Raw genomic sequence first — 14,625 nt, 5'->3', positions numbered from 1 at the left:
ACGGGAGGAGACGACAATGGAACGCAGGACATTCCTCACCACGGGCGCCATCGCCGCCGCGGCCGCCACCGCCGGCCTTGCCACGCCCGCCGCCGCGCAGGGCAAGAAGGCGGTGATCGGCGTCTCGATCCCCTCCGCCACCCACGGCTTCATGGGCGGGCTGAACTGGCACGCGCAGGAAACCATCAAGCGGCTGAAGGCGACCTACCCGAACCTCGACTTCGTGCTCGCCACCGCCGGCGCCGTCGGCAAGCAGGTGAACGACATCGAGGACATGATGGCCACCCGCAACATCGACGCGCTGGTGGTGCTGCCCTTTGAATCCGAGCCACTGACCAGCCCGGTGAAGGCGGTGAAGGACGCCGGCAAATGGGTCACCGTGGTCGATCGCGGCCTGTCCCAACCCGGTATCGAGGATCTCTATGTCGCCGGCGACAACGTCGCCTTCGGCCGCGTGGCCGGCGAGTATTTCAAGGCGAACCTCAAATCCGGTGCCAAGATCGTCGTGCTGCGCGGCATCCCGACCACGCTCGACAATGAGCGGGTGGAGGCCTTCCAGGCCGCCATCAAGGGCTCGGGCATCGAAATCATCGACATGCAGCACGGCAACTGGAACCGCGACAAGGCCTTCGCGGTGATGCAGGACTACCTGTCCAAGCACAAGAAGATCGACGCGGTGTGGGCGGCCGATGACGACATGGCGCTGGGCGTGATGGAAGCCATCGCCCAGGCCGGCCGGCAGAAGGAAATGTGGATCGTCGGCGGCGCCGGCATGAAGGAGATCATCAAGCGGGTGATGGACAAGGATCCGCAGATCCCGGTGGACGTGTCCTACACCCCCGCGCAGATCTCCACCGCGCTGGAAGTCACCGCGCTGCGCTTCGTCTCCGACACGCCGGTCTATGGCCGCTTCATCATCGGCTCGACCCTCATCACCCCGGAAAACGCCGCGCAGTTCTACTTCCCGAACAGCCCGTTCTAGCCCGCTCCTCCGCGCCTCCGCCGCGACCGGTTCGCGAGAACCGGTCGCGGTCGAGGGGAAGAGCTCCGGCTAGTTGGCGCTCACCAGCCAGCGGCTTTCAAAGGCGCGACCGGATGTCCACGCGGTTATCCCGGACGCCTCATCGGCGCAGGGCAGTTCAAGCGGATCGCGCCGCACCTTGAATTCCGCATCGATGAGATAGCCCAGCACGAAGCAGGTGGTCGCGTTCTCGCCCAGCGCGCGGTTACGGGTGGAAACGCGCGCCTCGATGAACACCACTTCCGTGCGCCGCCCCTTCCACTCGGCCGTGCCATAGTCGACCAGCGCCGTGTCGGTGTCGGTGAAGTCCCAGTGATCCGCCTCGCGGCGGTCGCGCCATTGCGCCGCGCGGGGGAACAGCTCGCGGAAAGGCGAGCTGCCACCGGAGGCGAAGAAGCGCCGGGAGAGATCGGCCAGTTCATTGGTGGCCGCCGCCGCTTCCTGGCCGTAGCGGGTCCGCAGCTCCGCCTGCCGGGCTGCGCGCACCCGCTCCTGCTCGGCCTGCTTCTCCGCTTCGAGCTGCTGCAAACCCTCGGCGGTCTGCTTGCGGGAGGCCAGTTCGGCCTGCTGCTGGCGATCGAGCTCCGCGCGGCGGGCCGCTGCGGCGCTGATGTCGTCCGGCGACAGCCACACGGGCACGACCGCATAGGTGAGCTTCGCGCGCTGGAGGCCGGTCAGCAGCGCTTTCAGGTCAGCCTGCTCAGCATAGACAGCCGAACATTCCTGCCGCTGGATGCTGACAAAAACCCGCTCGACGGTGAACCGGGCCCGCACGACATCCGCCGTGACGAACCGGTCGAGACCGTTGCGGCGCTCGGTAACCACAAGCTCGTGGACCGGCAGCTCGGCCTCCGCCACCACCAGACACACGCGATTGGCGCTGGTCTTGAAGGTGATGAGGCCGAAACCAGCACGTGCCCCGGCGCCGATATCCGCCTCGATGGTGCGCGCGGTGCCGTCGTCATTCTGCGCGGTAGCCCCAATCTCGCTCCACGCGACCACATGGAGCAGGCGGACATCGCCCTTCTCGAAACGCTCGACGAGCGCGCGCGCCGCCACCAGGTCGCTTGCGAGGAACCGGTCGCGCTGGAGCAGCACCACGTCGATCCGGCCCACCGTGCCGGCGTCGCAGCGGCCGGTCTCGACGATCTCGTCGACGCCCATCGCCTTCAGGCGCTGGAGGGCGGCCCGCGTGCTTTCGGGCGCGCGGGCCTCGTCGCCGAACCAGCAGGTCGTGGCCCGCCGGCCATCGAACGCGGTCTCGCCGACGAGATTGATGATCAGATGCGGCGCCCACGCGGTGAAATTGCCGAGCACCAGGACATCCCGCCCCTCGCCCTTGAGGAGCGCCTCATTCGCCACATTGACGGCGAGCCCGTTCCCCGCGACCTCGGTGCCCTTGGCGATGGCGGCGGACGTTTCAGGGATCTTGTAGGCATCGAACTTCGCTTGCAGGCCGAGCTTGTACAACCGCTCGCGGCCGTCCCGCTGCACGCGGATGGTGCGCTCGACATCGTCGGGCGACTGGGCCGCCGCAAGGTCCGCCTGCAAGGCGAGCAGGGCGTCGATGTTCTTGTCGAGGATGTTGTCTGCGATGTACTGCTGCAGGAAGGATTGCAGGCGGGTCAGCTCCGCCTGCGCGGTCGCGGCGGCGTTCACCTTGAGCTGGCGGGCGTTGCGCTCCCGCTCGACGACGAAGGTCTGGAAAGCCACCTCCTTCGCCAGATAGGTCTCCAGCTTCTGGTTCGCCTGCTGGATCGTGGCCGCGTCGTCGCTGGACTGGCTCTGCCGCACAGCGACGATGGCCTTGGCGATGTCCACGGCCGCGCCAAAACGCTGCGCGGAGGCAAAGTCCTCGACCTGGCGCAGCAGTTCCGCGGCGCGGCTCCGTGCGGCCTCCAGCGCCAGCCGGGCCTGCTCGGCCGCCGCCTTCTCGCTCTCGCTCTTCTCCTGCTCCGTCGCGGTGCTGAGCAGCGCCAGTTGCGGCACGGACAGCAGATCGCCCGCCTCGACACGGCACTTGGACAGGGCGACCGGATAATCCTTGTTGAGCACCGCCTCGCCACAGGCATGCGCCTTGAGCAGCTCGCCCGTGCGCATCCGCGCTTCGAGCACGGCCCCGGCACCGGCGTCCTTGGCGTTCTTGCGCGCGTCCTTCAGCTTCACCTTTTCGGTCGACGCGAGCTTTTGCGGCTCGGCGGCCAGCGCGGCGGCTTCGGCCATGCGCGCCTCCAACTTCTGGCCGACGGCGGCGTAGGCATCGGTAAAGGCGGAGCCGGTCACCCCGAGATTGATGGCGTCCAGGCACGTCTCGACGGCCTTGGCGGGATCGACGAACTTGGCGGAGGCCGCCACGCAGGCATCGCTCGCCTCCTTCCGCTTCACGAGCAGGTTGCGTTCCTGAAGAAAGGCAGTGCGATCGCTGAGGCCGGACTGGAGGAACAGCAGATATTCCTCGCGCTGCTCGAAGCCCTTGGCCCTGGCCTCGGCATAATCGCGCGCGGTCGAGAACCCGCCCGCCTGGGCGGCGGCCATATCCTTGCGCGTGCTGAACCCCGCAGTTGCCGCGGCCTCCGCCTCCTTGGGGCTGCGGAACCCCTTCGCGGCCAGAGCCTCGAGCTGGGCCATCTGCGCGTCGCTCGCCTCGAAAGGCGCGAGCCCGAAGGCGGCGCAGTAGGCGCTCTCGGCCTTGCGGGTATCCGGTCCACGCACGCCGCTGATCTTGCCCTTGTAGAAGCCGAGTTCGGCCAACGCCGTCTGCACGCGGCGGATAACGACCGCCTCCTGCTCGCGAATGGCGTTGATCTCGGCCTGCCGCCGCGCCTGCTCCTGCCGGATCGCCTCGCGCCGCTGCTGCTCCTGATAGGCACGCTGGCGCTCATATTGCTGGCGCTGCATGTCCATCTGGATCGCCTGGCCCATCAGATTGATGATGCCATCCACTTGCGCCCGGGCGGGGGACGATACGAACATGCCCGACAACACAAGGGTGATGCCAGCCGCAACGCCAAACATACGTACAGTCATGGATACTTCCGCTTTGGAAACTGCGGAATGCAAACAACGCGCCCGACGAGGCACGTTGCACAGACAAACGCAGCGAATACATGCAGCGAAAGATTTTATGGCGCCCGCCGACTGAACGCCGCCGCCTTCGATCCCCCTGCCCCGGCAATATCGTTGCAAGGAGTTATGCAGAAGTCGAGATGAAATTGGCGACAATTTTGAACATCAACGCCTCATCCACCGCGACGACATCGCGCTGGAACGCCACGTGCGCGATCTGCCGCAGCATCGCCGGGCGCGCGAAGTTGCGCTAGACCGCCGCACGGATGAGGACGCGGGAGAATCGCGATGGAAGCTGGCAGCCCACAAGCCCTCAGCGGCATTCGCGTGCTGGATCTCTCCCGCGTGCTGGCGGGGCCGTGGGCGACGCAGGCGCTGGGCGATCTGGGTGCCGAGGTCATCAAGGTCGAGAAGCCCGGCAGCGGCGACGATACGCGTGGCTGGGGGCCGCCCTGGCTGGCGGATGGCGAGGGCGATCCGACGCGCGAGAGCGCCTATTTCCTCTGCGCCAATCGCTCGAAGCGCTCGGTCACCATCGACATGGCGCAGCCGGACGGGCAGGCGCTGATCCGGCGCCTCGCCGCCGCGAGCGATGTGGTGGTGGAGAATTTCAAGGTCGGCGGGCTCACGCGCTATGGCCTCGATTATGCGAGCCTCGCCGCCCTCAACTCGCGCCTTGTCTACTGCTCGATCACCGGCTTCGGGCAGGACGGGCCGGAGGCGGGGCGCGCGGGCTACGACTTCATGATCCAGGGCATGGCGGGCCTGATGTCGGTGACCGGCAGCCCTGAGGATGAGCCGCAAAAGGTCGGCGTCGCGCTGATCGACGTGCTGACCGGGCTCAACGCCACCATCGCCATCCTCGCCGCGCTCCAGCAGCGCGAACGCACCGGGCGCGGCCAGCATATCGACATGGCCTTGTTCGATGTCGCCATGGCGAGCCTCGCCAATCAGGCGCTGAACTTCCTCGTCGGCGGCACCGCGCCGCGCCGGCTCGGCAATGCCCACCCCAATATCGTGCCCTATCAGGCGTTCGAGACGGCGGATGGCCACCTCATCCTCGCCATCGGCAATGACGGGCAGTTCGCCCGCTTCTGCCGGCTGGCGGAGCTGCCGGAACTGGCGGGGGATGAGCGCTACGCCACCAATGCCGCGCGTGTCGCCCATCGCGACAGCCTGATTCCGGTCGTCGCGCAGGCGCTGAAGCGGCAGACCACGGCAGAATGGCTCGCCATGCTTGACGCCGCCGGCATTCCGGCTGGGCCGATCAACACCATCGCTCAGGCCTTCGCCGAGCCGCAGGCGCTGGCGCGCGGGCTTGCTCTGTCCATCCCGCACGCGCTGGGCGGCATGGCGGCGAGCGTGCGCTCACCCTTGCGGCTCGCCGACTCGCCGATGGACGCGCCGCTGCCGCCGCCCCTGCTCGGCCAGCATACGGACGAGGTACTGGCGGATGTGCTCGGCCTCGACGCCGCCGAGCGGGCGCGGCTGCGCGCGACCGGCGCCATCTAGGGGAATTCAGCCGGCAAACGGCCAGCCCGTCGCGCCGCTGGCGAACAGCGCCCACCAAATGATGAGCGGCTGGAACGGAAGGCGGACCCAATAGTACCAGCGCGCGCCGGGCAGGCCGTCCACCGCCAATCCTTCGACGGCGTTGCGGATGTTCGCAGGGAAGACGCAGACGAAATAGAGCGCGAGCATCCAGCCGGCGAGCGGCCGCGTCGGCGGCAGGAGCACCCCGACCGCGCCGGCGATTTCGCACAGACCCGTAAAGGCGATAACGAAGCCCGGCCATGGCACCGCGCGCGGCAGCATCGCCCGGTAGCGCTCGGGCGTGCGCAGGTGATCGACCCCGGCGAAGACCAGCCCGAAGGCCAGCCCCCACGCCATGGCAAGCGGCACATCGGCAGCGGGCATCGCGAGCGCCTGGACGAGATAGGCCAGCCCGCTGGCGAGGGCGACGAGAACGAAGAACAGCACGGGCGACACGCGGTAAAGGGATGAGGGAACGCATCAGTGGCGCCGAATGTTAATAGTGTCAACATTGGCATTCACCACCCGACGCGAGCGGCGGCGCGCTTCCCCAACGCGATCTTGCCGCCGGGCCGGGCGGGCGTGCTATCGAAGCGGGCGGCGCGGCTCACGCGCCATCGGCAAGGGGAGCCGGGCATGACAGCATCCGGGACGCTTCGGGGTGGGCTCGCCGCGCTTGCGATGGGGCTCGCGCTGTTGGCCGGAGGCCATGCCCGCGCCAATGACGATGTGCTCGCCCGCATGGCCGACCCTGCCGTTCAGGTGCTGCAGACGCTCGACTACGCCAACACCCGCTATTCCCGCCTCGACCAGATCACCCCCGCCAATGTCGGGCAGCTCCACGTCGCCTGGACCTTCTCGACCGGCGTGCTGCGGGGGCATGAGGGCAGCCCGCTGGTGGTGGACGGGGTGATGTATGTCCACACGCCCTTTCCGAACATCGTCTACGCGCTTGATCTCGACCATGACGGCCGCATCCTCTGGCGCTACGAGCCGCAGCAGACGCGCGACGTCGCCGGCATCATGTGCTGCGACCTCGTCAATCGCGGCCTCGCCTATGCGGACGGCATGGTGTTCCTCGCGCAGGCCGACACCACCATTGTCGCGCTCGACGCCAAGACCGGCGCGGTGCGCTGGAAGGTGGCCAATGGCGACCCCAAGCACGGCGAATCCAACACCGCCACGGTGATGCCGGTGAAGGACAAGCTGATCGTCGGCATCGCCGGCGCGGAGTTCGGGGCGCGCGGTCATATCACCGCCTATGCGCTAAAGGACGGCGCCCGGCTCTGGCGGGCCTATTCTACCGGGCCGGATGCCGACATGCGGGTGGACCCGGACAAGACCACCGAACTCGGCAGGCCGGTCGGGCCGGATTCCTCGCTGAAGAGCTGGGAGGGCGAGCAATGGACGCTCGGCGGCGGCGCGCCCTGGGGCTGGTTCTCCTATGATCCCCGGCTGAACCTCATCTATTACGGCACCGCCAATCCCGGCACCTGGAACCCGACCCAGCGGCCGGGCGACAATCGCTGGGCCTCCGCCATCTTCGCCCGCGACGCGGATACCGGCGTGGCGCGCTGGGTCTACCAGATGACCCCGCATGACGAGTGGGACTATGACGGCGTCAACGAAATGATCCTGACCGATCAGACCGTGGATAGCCGCCCCCGGCCGCTGCTCACCCATTTCGACCGCAACGGCTTCGCCTACACGCTCGACCGCGCCACCGGCGAATTGCTGGTCGCCGCGCCCTTCGCGGAGGGGGTGAACTGGGCGCGCGGCATCGACATGGACAAAGCGAGCCCGACCTATGGAAGGCCGCTCCGCGACCCGCGCTATGGCACGGAAGCCGAGGGTGAGGACGTCACCTATTCCGGCATCTGCCCGGCCGCCATCGGCGCCAAGAACCAGCAGCCGGCGGCCTATTCGCCGGACACCGGCCTGTTCTATGTGCCGGGCACCCAGCTCTGCATGGATTACGAGCCCTTCCATGTCGATTACGCCGCCGGCCAGCCTTATGTCGGGGCGACGCTGACCATGTACCCGCCGCCGGACGCGGAAGGCCGTACTGGCCGCTTCATCGCCTGGGACAATCTGAAGGGCCGCGTGGTCTGGCAGGTGCCGGAACGTTTCTCGGTCTGGTCCGGCGCGCTCGCCACCGCCGGCGGGCTGGTGTTCTACGGCACGCTGGAAGGCTATCTGAAGGCGGTGGATGCCGCGACGGGCCGGGAGCTCTACCGCTTCAAGACGCCCTCCGGTATCGTCGGCAATGTGATGACCTATCAGCATCGCGGCCGGCAATATGTGGCGGTGCTCTCCGGCGTCGGCGGCTGGGCCGGCATCGGCCTCGCGGCCGGGCTGACCGATCCCAATGCCGGCTCCGGCGCCAAGGACGCTTATGCGGCGCTCTCCAGCTACACCGCGCTGGGCGGCCAGCTCACCGTCTTCGCCCTGCCGGAGTGAACGGGCGGCGCCGGTTGCCCCCGCCCTCTCCTCGCGACGCTACCCAAGAGGCCTGCCATGACCGCCCTGCCCGCCTCCGCCGATGCCGTGGTGACGCTGGGCATGTATGACCCGCCCTATCTCCACGCGGCGCAGGATCAGCTCTGGGCGGCGCTGCGGCGCGCGCTGGTGGCGGAGGGGGTGGAGGACAGCGTCGGGCACCTGCCCATCGCGCTCGACCGCGACCGGACGATCGGCGACGCGTTGGCCGATCCACGCCTCGCGCTCGGCCATACCTGCGGCTATCCGCTCCGCACGCTCTATGCCGGCCGGCTGAAGCCCGTCGCCACCCCGGTCTATGCCTCGCCCTTCGCGCGGGACGGCTGGCATTGCAGCGCCATCGTGGTGCGGGCAGAGGATCCGGCACGCACGCTCGCCGATCTGCGCGGGCGGGTGGCGGCGATCAATGGCCGCGACAGCAACACCGGCATGAACCTGTTCCGCGCCACTGTCGCACCGCTGGCGGAGGGGCGTCCCTTCTTCGCGCGGGTGATCGAGACTGGCGGCCACCTGATCAGCCTCGCCGCCGTGACGGAGGGGCGCGCCGATGTGGCGACCATTGATGGCGTGACCTTTGCCCTCGCCGCGCGCCATGCGCCGGAACGCGTCGCGGGCGTGAAGGTCATCGGCGAGACGCCGGCGACCCCGGCTTTGCCGCTGGTCGTACCGGTGGAGCGGTCCGAGGCCTATGTCGCGGCGGTGCGGCGGGCGCTCGAGGCGCTGCTGGCCGACGAGAGCGCCGCGCCGGCCCGAGCCGCCTTCGGCCTCACCGGCTTCGCCCACATTGCCGAGGCGGAATATGACCGCGTGCTGGAACTGGAGCGCGCGGCGGTGGCGGCGGGCTATCCCACGCTCGCCTGAGCGCGGCCCACCGGCCGCTCGCCGTCAGGATGCGCGCGGATGGCGCGGATTGTCATGGGCGCGCAGCAGGAAACGGCGGGCGACATCCAGATAACCGGCATAGACCAGCCCGCCATTGCGCTCCACCAGCGCCGCGCGCTCCGCCCGGTACTGCGCGGGCAGCCGATACCAGGGCACGCCGGGGCGCAAATGATGCAGCACATGCAGGTTGTTGTTGAGATAGAGCAGGCCGAGCAGCCCGCCCTTCTCGACGATGGCGGTGCGCTCCTCGTGCCGCTCGGCGAAGCGATGCTCGGCAAAGGAGCGCAGCCGCGTCAGCGCCGCGCCGACATAGACGAAGGCGAACAGGTACAGCCACAACGGCATGCCGCACACGCCGACCACCCAGATCAGCACGGCGGCGACGCCCACGGTATGGCGGGCCCAGATGCGCCGGGCGGAGCGGCGCCCGCTCCCCTCGCCGCGCCACACCGCACCGAGTTCGGTCCAGAGAAAGCCACCGATCATGATGAGCGGGCCGAGAGTGAGCCGGCCGACCAGCGTCATGTTGAAGGTGAGGATGGCGCGGACCACGGGATGCAGCCGGTCCCAGTCGGTCTGGCGCAGATAGACCGACTCGGGATCCTCGATCGGATCGGTCAGGTTCTCGTCCTTATGGTGGCGCAGATGCGCGCTCTTGTAGATCGTGTAGGGTAGCCACAGCGACAGCGGCGGCCAGCCGACCGCGTCGTTGATCCGCCGCGAGCGCGTCGGATGGCCGTGCATCACCTCGTGCTGCAGCGAGCCCTGCCAAGCCACCAGCCAGCCGCCAACGGCGCAGAGTCCGAGCAGCGGCACATGCGCCCACGCCCATGTCAGAATGAGCCAGCCGCCATAGATAATGAGTGCGAGAGCAATGGTCGGCCATTCGAGGCGGCGGGACGGCATGGGGCGGACTCGGGGGCTGGAACGACAGGTGGCTGGAAAGGTTGACAGGACAGCCGGGAACGGCTTCATGCTATATTGTCTATAAATTTAATAGCTATTTGTCCAGCTATCCGACGCGCGGGGTGACGGCGCGAATGAGGGAGTCCAGAATGAGCTTCAGCCGTGTTCTCGCCGTCGCCGCGCTGGCGACCGGCCTTGGCCTTGGCGCCGTGGCCCCGGTTCGCGCCGCCGACACGATCACCGTCGCCTCCAAGATCGACACCGAGGGCGCGGTGCTCGGCAACATCATCGCCCTGCTGCTGGAACAGGGCGGCCTGCCGGTGAAGGAGCGCATCTCGCTCGGCCCGACCAAGATCGTGCGCACCGCGCTGATCCAGGGCGAGGTCGACATCTATCCGGAATATACCGGCAATGCCGGCTTCTTCTTCAATGTCGACGCGGACCCCGCCTGGAAGAAGGCGGACACCGCCTATGCCAAGGCCAAGGAGCTGGACGCCGCCAACAAGCTCGTCTGGCTGCAACCCGCCCCGGCGAACAACACCTGGGCGATCGCCGTGCGGGGCGACGTGGCGCAGGCGAACAAGCTCGCGACGCTCGACGATTTCGGCAAATGGGTCGCCGGGGGCGGCAAGGTGAAGCTTGCCGGATCGGCCGAGTTCGTCGAGAGCGCGGCCGCCCTGCCCGCCTTCCAGACCGCCTACGGCTTCACGCTGAAACCCGACCAGCTCTTGGTGCTCTCCGGTGGCGACACCGCCGCGACCATCAAGGCTGCCGCGGAAGGCACCTCCGGCGTCAACGCCGCCATGGTCTATGGCACGGATGGCGGCATCGCCGCGCTCGGGCTGAAAGTGCTGACCGACACCAAGGGCGTGCAGGCGGTCTATGAGCCGGCGCCTGTCGTGCGGGCGGCGACGCTGGAGAAATACCCGCAGATCGCCACCCTCCTCGCCCCGGCCTTCGCGACGCTGAATCTCGAGACGCTGCAGGCGCTGAACGCCAAGGTGCAGATCGAGGGGCAGGACGCGCGCACCGTGGCCAAGGCCTATCTGACGCAGAAAGGCCTGTTGAAGTGAGTCTTGCCGGCGACGGCATCGCCCTTGCCGAGGTCGCGGCGGCAACGCCGCGGCCCTCGGTGGCGCCGTCGCGCGCCAATCCCCTGCTGGTGCTCATCGTCACCGGCATGGTGGTGGCCCTGGGCAGCCTCGGCTTCGTCTCCGTCGCGGCGAACCGCATCGTCAGCGGCAAGCCGGTCGCCCTGTGGCAGGCGGTCGAGCCTGCCGTCGCCGGGTTGATCGCGGCGCTGGTCGTCGCGCTCGGCGCGGCGGCGCTGGTGCGCTCGGCCCTGTGGCGGGATCGCCTCGTCGCCGCGCTTGCCGCGCTATTGCTGGTCGGCGGGGTGGTCGCGGCGGCGCAGGCGGCGAGCCTCGTCGTGGCGGCGAGCGGGCCGGTCGCCCGCACCTCGCTCGGTGCCGCCTTCTGGATTGTAACCGCCGGCGCCGGCTTCGCGCTGGCGGACGCGAGTGGCCGCCTCAGCACCCGCGCAGCGGGGCAAACGCTCATCGCGCTCGCCGTCGCCGGCGCCTTGCTGGCGCTGGCGCTGTCGGGCGCGCTGTCGGACCTCTCCATCGCCCGCGAATTCACCAACCGGCGTGACGCCTATTGGAGCGAACTCGCCCGCCACATCGCCCTGGTCGGCGGCGCCCTTGCCGGCGCGGTGCCGCTCGGCGCCCTCCTCGGCCTTGCCGCGCTGCGCCGTCCCGGCTGGCGCAAGCCGGTCTTCGCGACGCTCAACCTCGTCCAGACCATCCCCTCCATCGCCTTTTTCGGCCTGCTGATCGGCCCCCTCTCGGCGCTGGCCGGCAGCTTTCCCCTGCTGCGCGATCTCGGCATCAGTGGCATCGGCGCGGCGCCGGCCATCATCGCGCTGACCTTCTATGGCCTGCTCCCCGTCGCGCGCGGCACCTTCACCGGGCTCGCCTCGGTTCCGCCCGCCGTGACCGACGCGGCACGCGGCATGGGGCTGAGCGACGTGCAGATCCTGTGGCGTGTCAGCCTGCCGCTGGCCGCGCCCGTTCTGCTCGCCGCGCTCCGCGTGGTGGTCGTCCAGCTTATCGGCCTCACCGTGGTCGCCGCGCTGATTGGCGCCGGCGGGCTTGGCGCCTTCATCTTCCAGGGGCTCGGCCAGACCGCGACCGACCTCATCCTGCTCGGCGCGCTCTCCGCCATCGCCCTGGCGCTCACCGCCGACTTCACCCTGCGCAGCCTTGGCGCGCTCGTCACACGGAGGGTGCGCGGATGATCGTGCTGGACCGCCTGACCAAGCGCTTCGGCGCGACCACGGCCGTCGACCAGATCAGCCTCACCATCCCCACCGGCGCGATCTGCGCGCTGGTCGGGCCTTCCGGCTGCGGGAAATCCACCACGCTGCGCCTCATCAACCGCCTGATCGAACCGGATGGCGGGCGGGTGCTGATCGACGGCGTCGACGCCGCGGGCCTGCCGGCGGTCACGCTGCGCCGGCGCATCGGCTATGTCATCCAGTCCATCGGGCTGTTCCCGCACTGGAACATCGCCCGCAACATCGCCACCGTGCCCGATCTGCTCGGCTGGCCCACCGCCCGCATCGCGCAGCGCGTGGACGAATTGCTGGCGCTGGTCGGGCTCGACCCCGACACCTACCGCGACCGCCGCCCGCACGAACTCTCCGGCGGCCAGCAGCAGCGCGTCGGCGTCGCGCGGGCGCTGGCCGCCGATCCCGACCTCTTGCTGATGGACGAGCCCTTCGGCGCGCTCGACCCGGTGACGCGCGACGGCCTGCAGGCGGCGCTGCTCGACATCCAGGCGCGCACCGGCAAGACCATCATCATCGTCACCCACGACATTGACGAAGCCATCCGCTTGGGCTCGCTCATCGCCGTGCTCGACAGTGGCCGGCTGATCCAGCATGGCAGCCCGCGCGACATCCTCACCCACCCGGCCAATGGCTTCGTGGAGAGTTTCGTGGGTGGACCGAAGCGGGGGCTGCGGCTTTTGCAGGTCACCCGCGTTGGGGAGCGGACCGACTTCGCCGCCACTGTGGAAGGCGAGCCGATCCAAGCCGAGGCGCCGCTCGACGCCGCCCTGGCGCAGATGGTGGCGCGCGGCACCGACCGGCTGGCGGTGATCGACGCCAGCGGGCGGCGCGGCGCGCTGGCGCTGGCCGATGTGGTGACGCCATGAGCACGCTCGCCAGCCGCAGCGGCGCCGCACGCCGCGCCGGCTCCCCGGCTTTGTGGGCCAGCCTTGCCTTCGCCGCCGCTCTGCTTTTGCTGCCCTATAGCGCGCCGCTGTTCCACGCGCTGTTTCCCGATCTCGCCCGCCCGCTCTACACGCGCGCCAGCTTCCTCGAGCTCGCTTTGTCCCATGCTGCGCTGGTGGCGGCCGCCAGCCTTGTGGTGGTGATCGTCGGCGTCGGCATTGGCGTCTTCGTGACCCGCCCGGCGGGACGGGATTTCGCCGGGCCGGTCGATACGCTTACCGCCGTCGGCCAGACTTTTCCGCCCACCGCCGTTCTGGCGCTCGCCGTGCCCGCCATCGGCTATGGCGGCGCGCCGACGGTGATCGCGCTCATCGCCTATGGGCTGCTGCCCGTGGTCAGTGCCACCATTGCCGGCCTCGGCGGGGTGCCGGCGGCGACATTGCAGGCGGCGGACGGGCTCGGCCTCTCCCCGCGCGGGCGGCTGCTCAAGGTTGAACTGCCGCTCGCCGCCCCGGTCATCCTGTCGGGCGTGCGCACCTCGGTGATCCTGAATATCGGCACCGCGACCATCGGCTCGACGGTGGGCGCCCTCACCCTCGGCTCGCCGATCATCGAGGGCCTGTCGGGCTCGAACCCCGCCTATGTGGTGCAGGGGGCGCTGCTGGTCGGCCTGTTCGCCATCGCCACCGATCTGTGGTTCGACGAGCTGGAACGGCGCCTCGCGACGAACGGCTGAGCTAGTCCGGCACCTTGTGGATCGGGTCGACCCAGTAGACCGCTTCCGGCTTCTCCACCGGCTCGACATCGGTGATGTTCACCACCACCGCCTCATTGTCGGAGCGCACCAGCACGCAGTCGAGCGGCGCGTTCGGATCGGCGTTGATCTCCTGATGCGGCACATAGGGCGGCACGAAGATGAAATCGCCCGCCTCGGCCTCGGCGACATATTCGAGCCGCTCGCCCCAGCGCATCCGCGCCTTGCCACGCACCACATAGATCACGCTCTCCAGCGCGCCATGATGGTGCACGCCGGTCTTGGCGTCCGGCTGGATGGTGACCGTGCCGGCCCAGATCTTCTGCGCCCCGACGCGAGCATGGTTGATCGCCGCCTGCCGGAACATGCCGGGCGTCTGCGCCGTGTTGGAATCGAGCCGGTCGCCCTTGATGACCCGCACGCCATGATGCTTCCAGTGGTCGGGATCGTGCGGTTGATCGGGCGCGTGCTCGTGGGAGTGCTGGTGAGAGTGATCGTGGGAGTGATCGTGGGAGTGATCGTGGGAGTGATCGTGCGGATCGTCGCTCATCGTCTCGTTCTCCCGCCGGGGGCCGACCCTCGCCCGCCCACCAAAGCCACATCGGCCCCATGATGACGGCTGCGAGCCGCCGATCAAGACGCCACGCGGCACAAGCCATCGCGGCGAGGCGACGGCTCGTTCACACGGATTGTCGGGGAAAGGGCAATGGCGGGCCGCGAGCGACC

The 14,625-nt window shown here is 69.0% G+C and carries 12 protein-coding genes; 8 read left to right on the top strand and 4 right to left on the bottom strand.

All coding sequences use genetic code 11. The features are described 5' to 3' along the window. Nucleotides 1-16 precede the first annotated feature (16 nt). Nucleotides 17-982, top strand: a complete 966-nt coding sequence (locus AncyloWKF20_RS04225; protein WP_279316668.1) for an ABC transporter substrate-binding protein — start codon at nt 17-19, stop codon at nt 980-982. Between the two features lie 69 nt (nt 983-1,051). Here the strand turns inward: AncyloWKF20_RS04225 and AncyloWKF20_RS04220 are convergent, their stop codons facing one another. Next, the gene (locus tag AncyloWKF20_RS04220) at nt 1,052-4,102 is read right to left on the bottom strand and encodes a hypothetical protein (RefSeq protein ID WP_279316667.1); all 3,051 of its coding nucleotides are present in this window, start codon (nt 4,100-4,102) and stop codon (nt 1,052-1,054) included. A gap of 273 nt (nt 4,103-4,375) precedes the next feature. On the opposite strand from AncyloWKF20_RS04220, the gene AncyloWKF20_RS04215 reads away from it, so the two are divergent. Beyond that, entirely contained in the window at nt 4,376-5,599 is a 1,224-nt protein-coding gene (locus AncyloWKF20_RS04215) for a CaiB/BaiF CoA-transferase family protein (protein WP_279316666.1), read from the top strand. Nucleotides 5,600-5,605: 6 nt separating this feature from the next. Here the strand turns inward: AncyloWKF20_RS04215 and AncyloWKF20_RS04210 are convergent, their stop codons facing one another. Continuing rightward, complete coding sequence (locus AncyloWKF20_RS04210; protein WP_279316665.1) at nt 5,606-6,067, bottom strand: DoxX family protein; 462 nt, start codon at nt 6,065-6,067, stop codon at nt 5,606-5,608. 234 nt (nt 6,068-6,301) lie between these two features. Between AncyloWKF20_RS04210 and AncyloWKF20_RS04205 the strand changes: the two genes are divergently transcribed. Continuing rightward, the gene (locus AncyloWKF20_RS04205; RefSeq protein ID WP_279317878.1) at nt 6,302-8,080 is read left to right on the top strand and encodes a methanol/ethanol family PQQ-dependent dehydrogenase; all 1,779 of its coding nucleotides are present in this window, start codon (nt 6,302-6,304) and stop codon (nt 8,078-8,080) included. 57 nt (nt 8,081-8,137) lie between these two features. After that, nucleotides 8,138-8,980: a PhnD/SsuA/transferrin family substrate-binding protein gene (locus AncyloWKF20_RS04200; protein WP_279316664.1), complete on the top strand. Its 843-nt coding sequence runs from the start codon at nt 8,138-8,140 to the stop codon at nt 8,978-8,980. Between the two features lie 24 nt (nt 8,981-9,004). Here AncyloWKF20_RS04200 and AncyloWKF20_RS04195 read toward each other — a convergent pair whose 3' ends face one another. Further along, a complete protein-coding gene (locus tag AncyloWKF20_RS04195) occupies nt 9,005-9,907 on the bottom strand; it encodes a fatty acid desaturase (protein ID WP_279316662.1) in 903 nt (300 codons plus the stop codon). Nucleotides 9,908-10,056: 149 nt separating this feature from the next. Between AncyloWKF20_RS04195 and AncyloWKF20_RS04190 the strand changes: the two genes are divergently transcribed. Genes AncyloWKF20_RS04190 through AncyloWKF20_RS04175 form a run of 4 tightly spaced genes read left to right on the top strand, consistent with a single transcriptional unit; the run spans nt 10,057 to nt 13,881 of the window. Beyond that, entirely contained in the window at nt 10,057-10,980 is a 924-nt protein-coding gene (locus AncyloWKF20_RS04190) for an ABC transporter substrate-binding protein (protein ID WP_279316661.1), read from the top strand. Beyond that, nucleotides 10,977-12,206: an ABC transporter permease gene (locus AncyloWKF20_RS04185; protein WP_279316660.1), complete on the top strand. Its 1,230-nt coding sequence runs from the start codon at nt 10,977-10,979 to the stop codon at nt 12,204-12,206. Before AncyloWKF20_RS04190 ends, AncyloWKF20_RS04185 begins: the two co-directional genes overlap by 4 nt. Next, a complete protein-coding gene (locus AncyloWKF20_RS04180; protein WP_279316659.1) occupies nt 12,203-13,126 on the top strand; it encodes an ABC transporter ATP-binding protein in 924 nt (307 codons plus the stop codon). The genes AncyloWKF20_RS04185 and AncyloWKF20_RS04180 overlap by 4 nt, the downstream gene beginning before the upstream one ends. Continuing rightward, nucleotides 13,123-13,881 carry an ABC transporter permease gene (locus tag AncyloWKF20_RS04175; RefSeq protein ID WP_279316658.1) on the top strand — a complete coding sequence of 253 codons (759 nt, stop codon included), beginning with the start codon at nt 13,123-13,125 and terminating at the stop codon, nt 13,879-13,881. The genes AncyloWKF20_RS04180 and AncyloWKF20_RS04175 overlap by 4 nt, the downstream gene beginning before the upstream one ends. Nucleotide 13,882: 1 nt before the next feature. Here AncyloWKF20_RS04175 and AncyloWKF20_RS04170 read toward each other — a convergent pair whose 3' ends face one another. Next, entirely contained in the window at nt 13,883-14,449 is a 567-nt protein-coding gene (locus AncyloWKF20_RS04170; protein ID WP_279316657.1) for a cupin domain-containing protein, read from the bottom strand. Between the last annotated feature and the right edge of the window lie 176 nt (nt 14,450-14,625).

Source organism: Ancylobacter sp. WKF20, from assembly GCF_029760895.1.
GTDB lineage: Bacteria > Pseudomonadota > Alphaproteobacteria > Rhizobiales > Xanthobacteraceae > Ancylobacter.
Note: the sequence above shows the minus strand (reverse complement) of the source record. Positions and strands in the feature narration are given on the sequence as shown.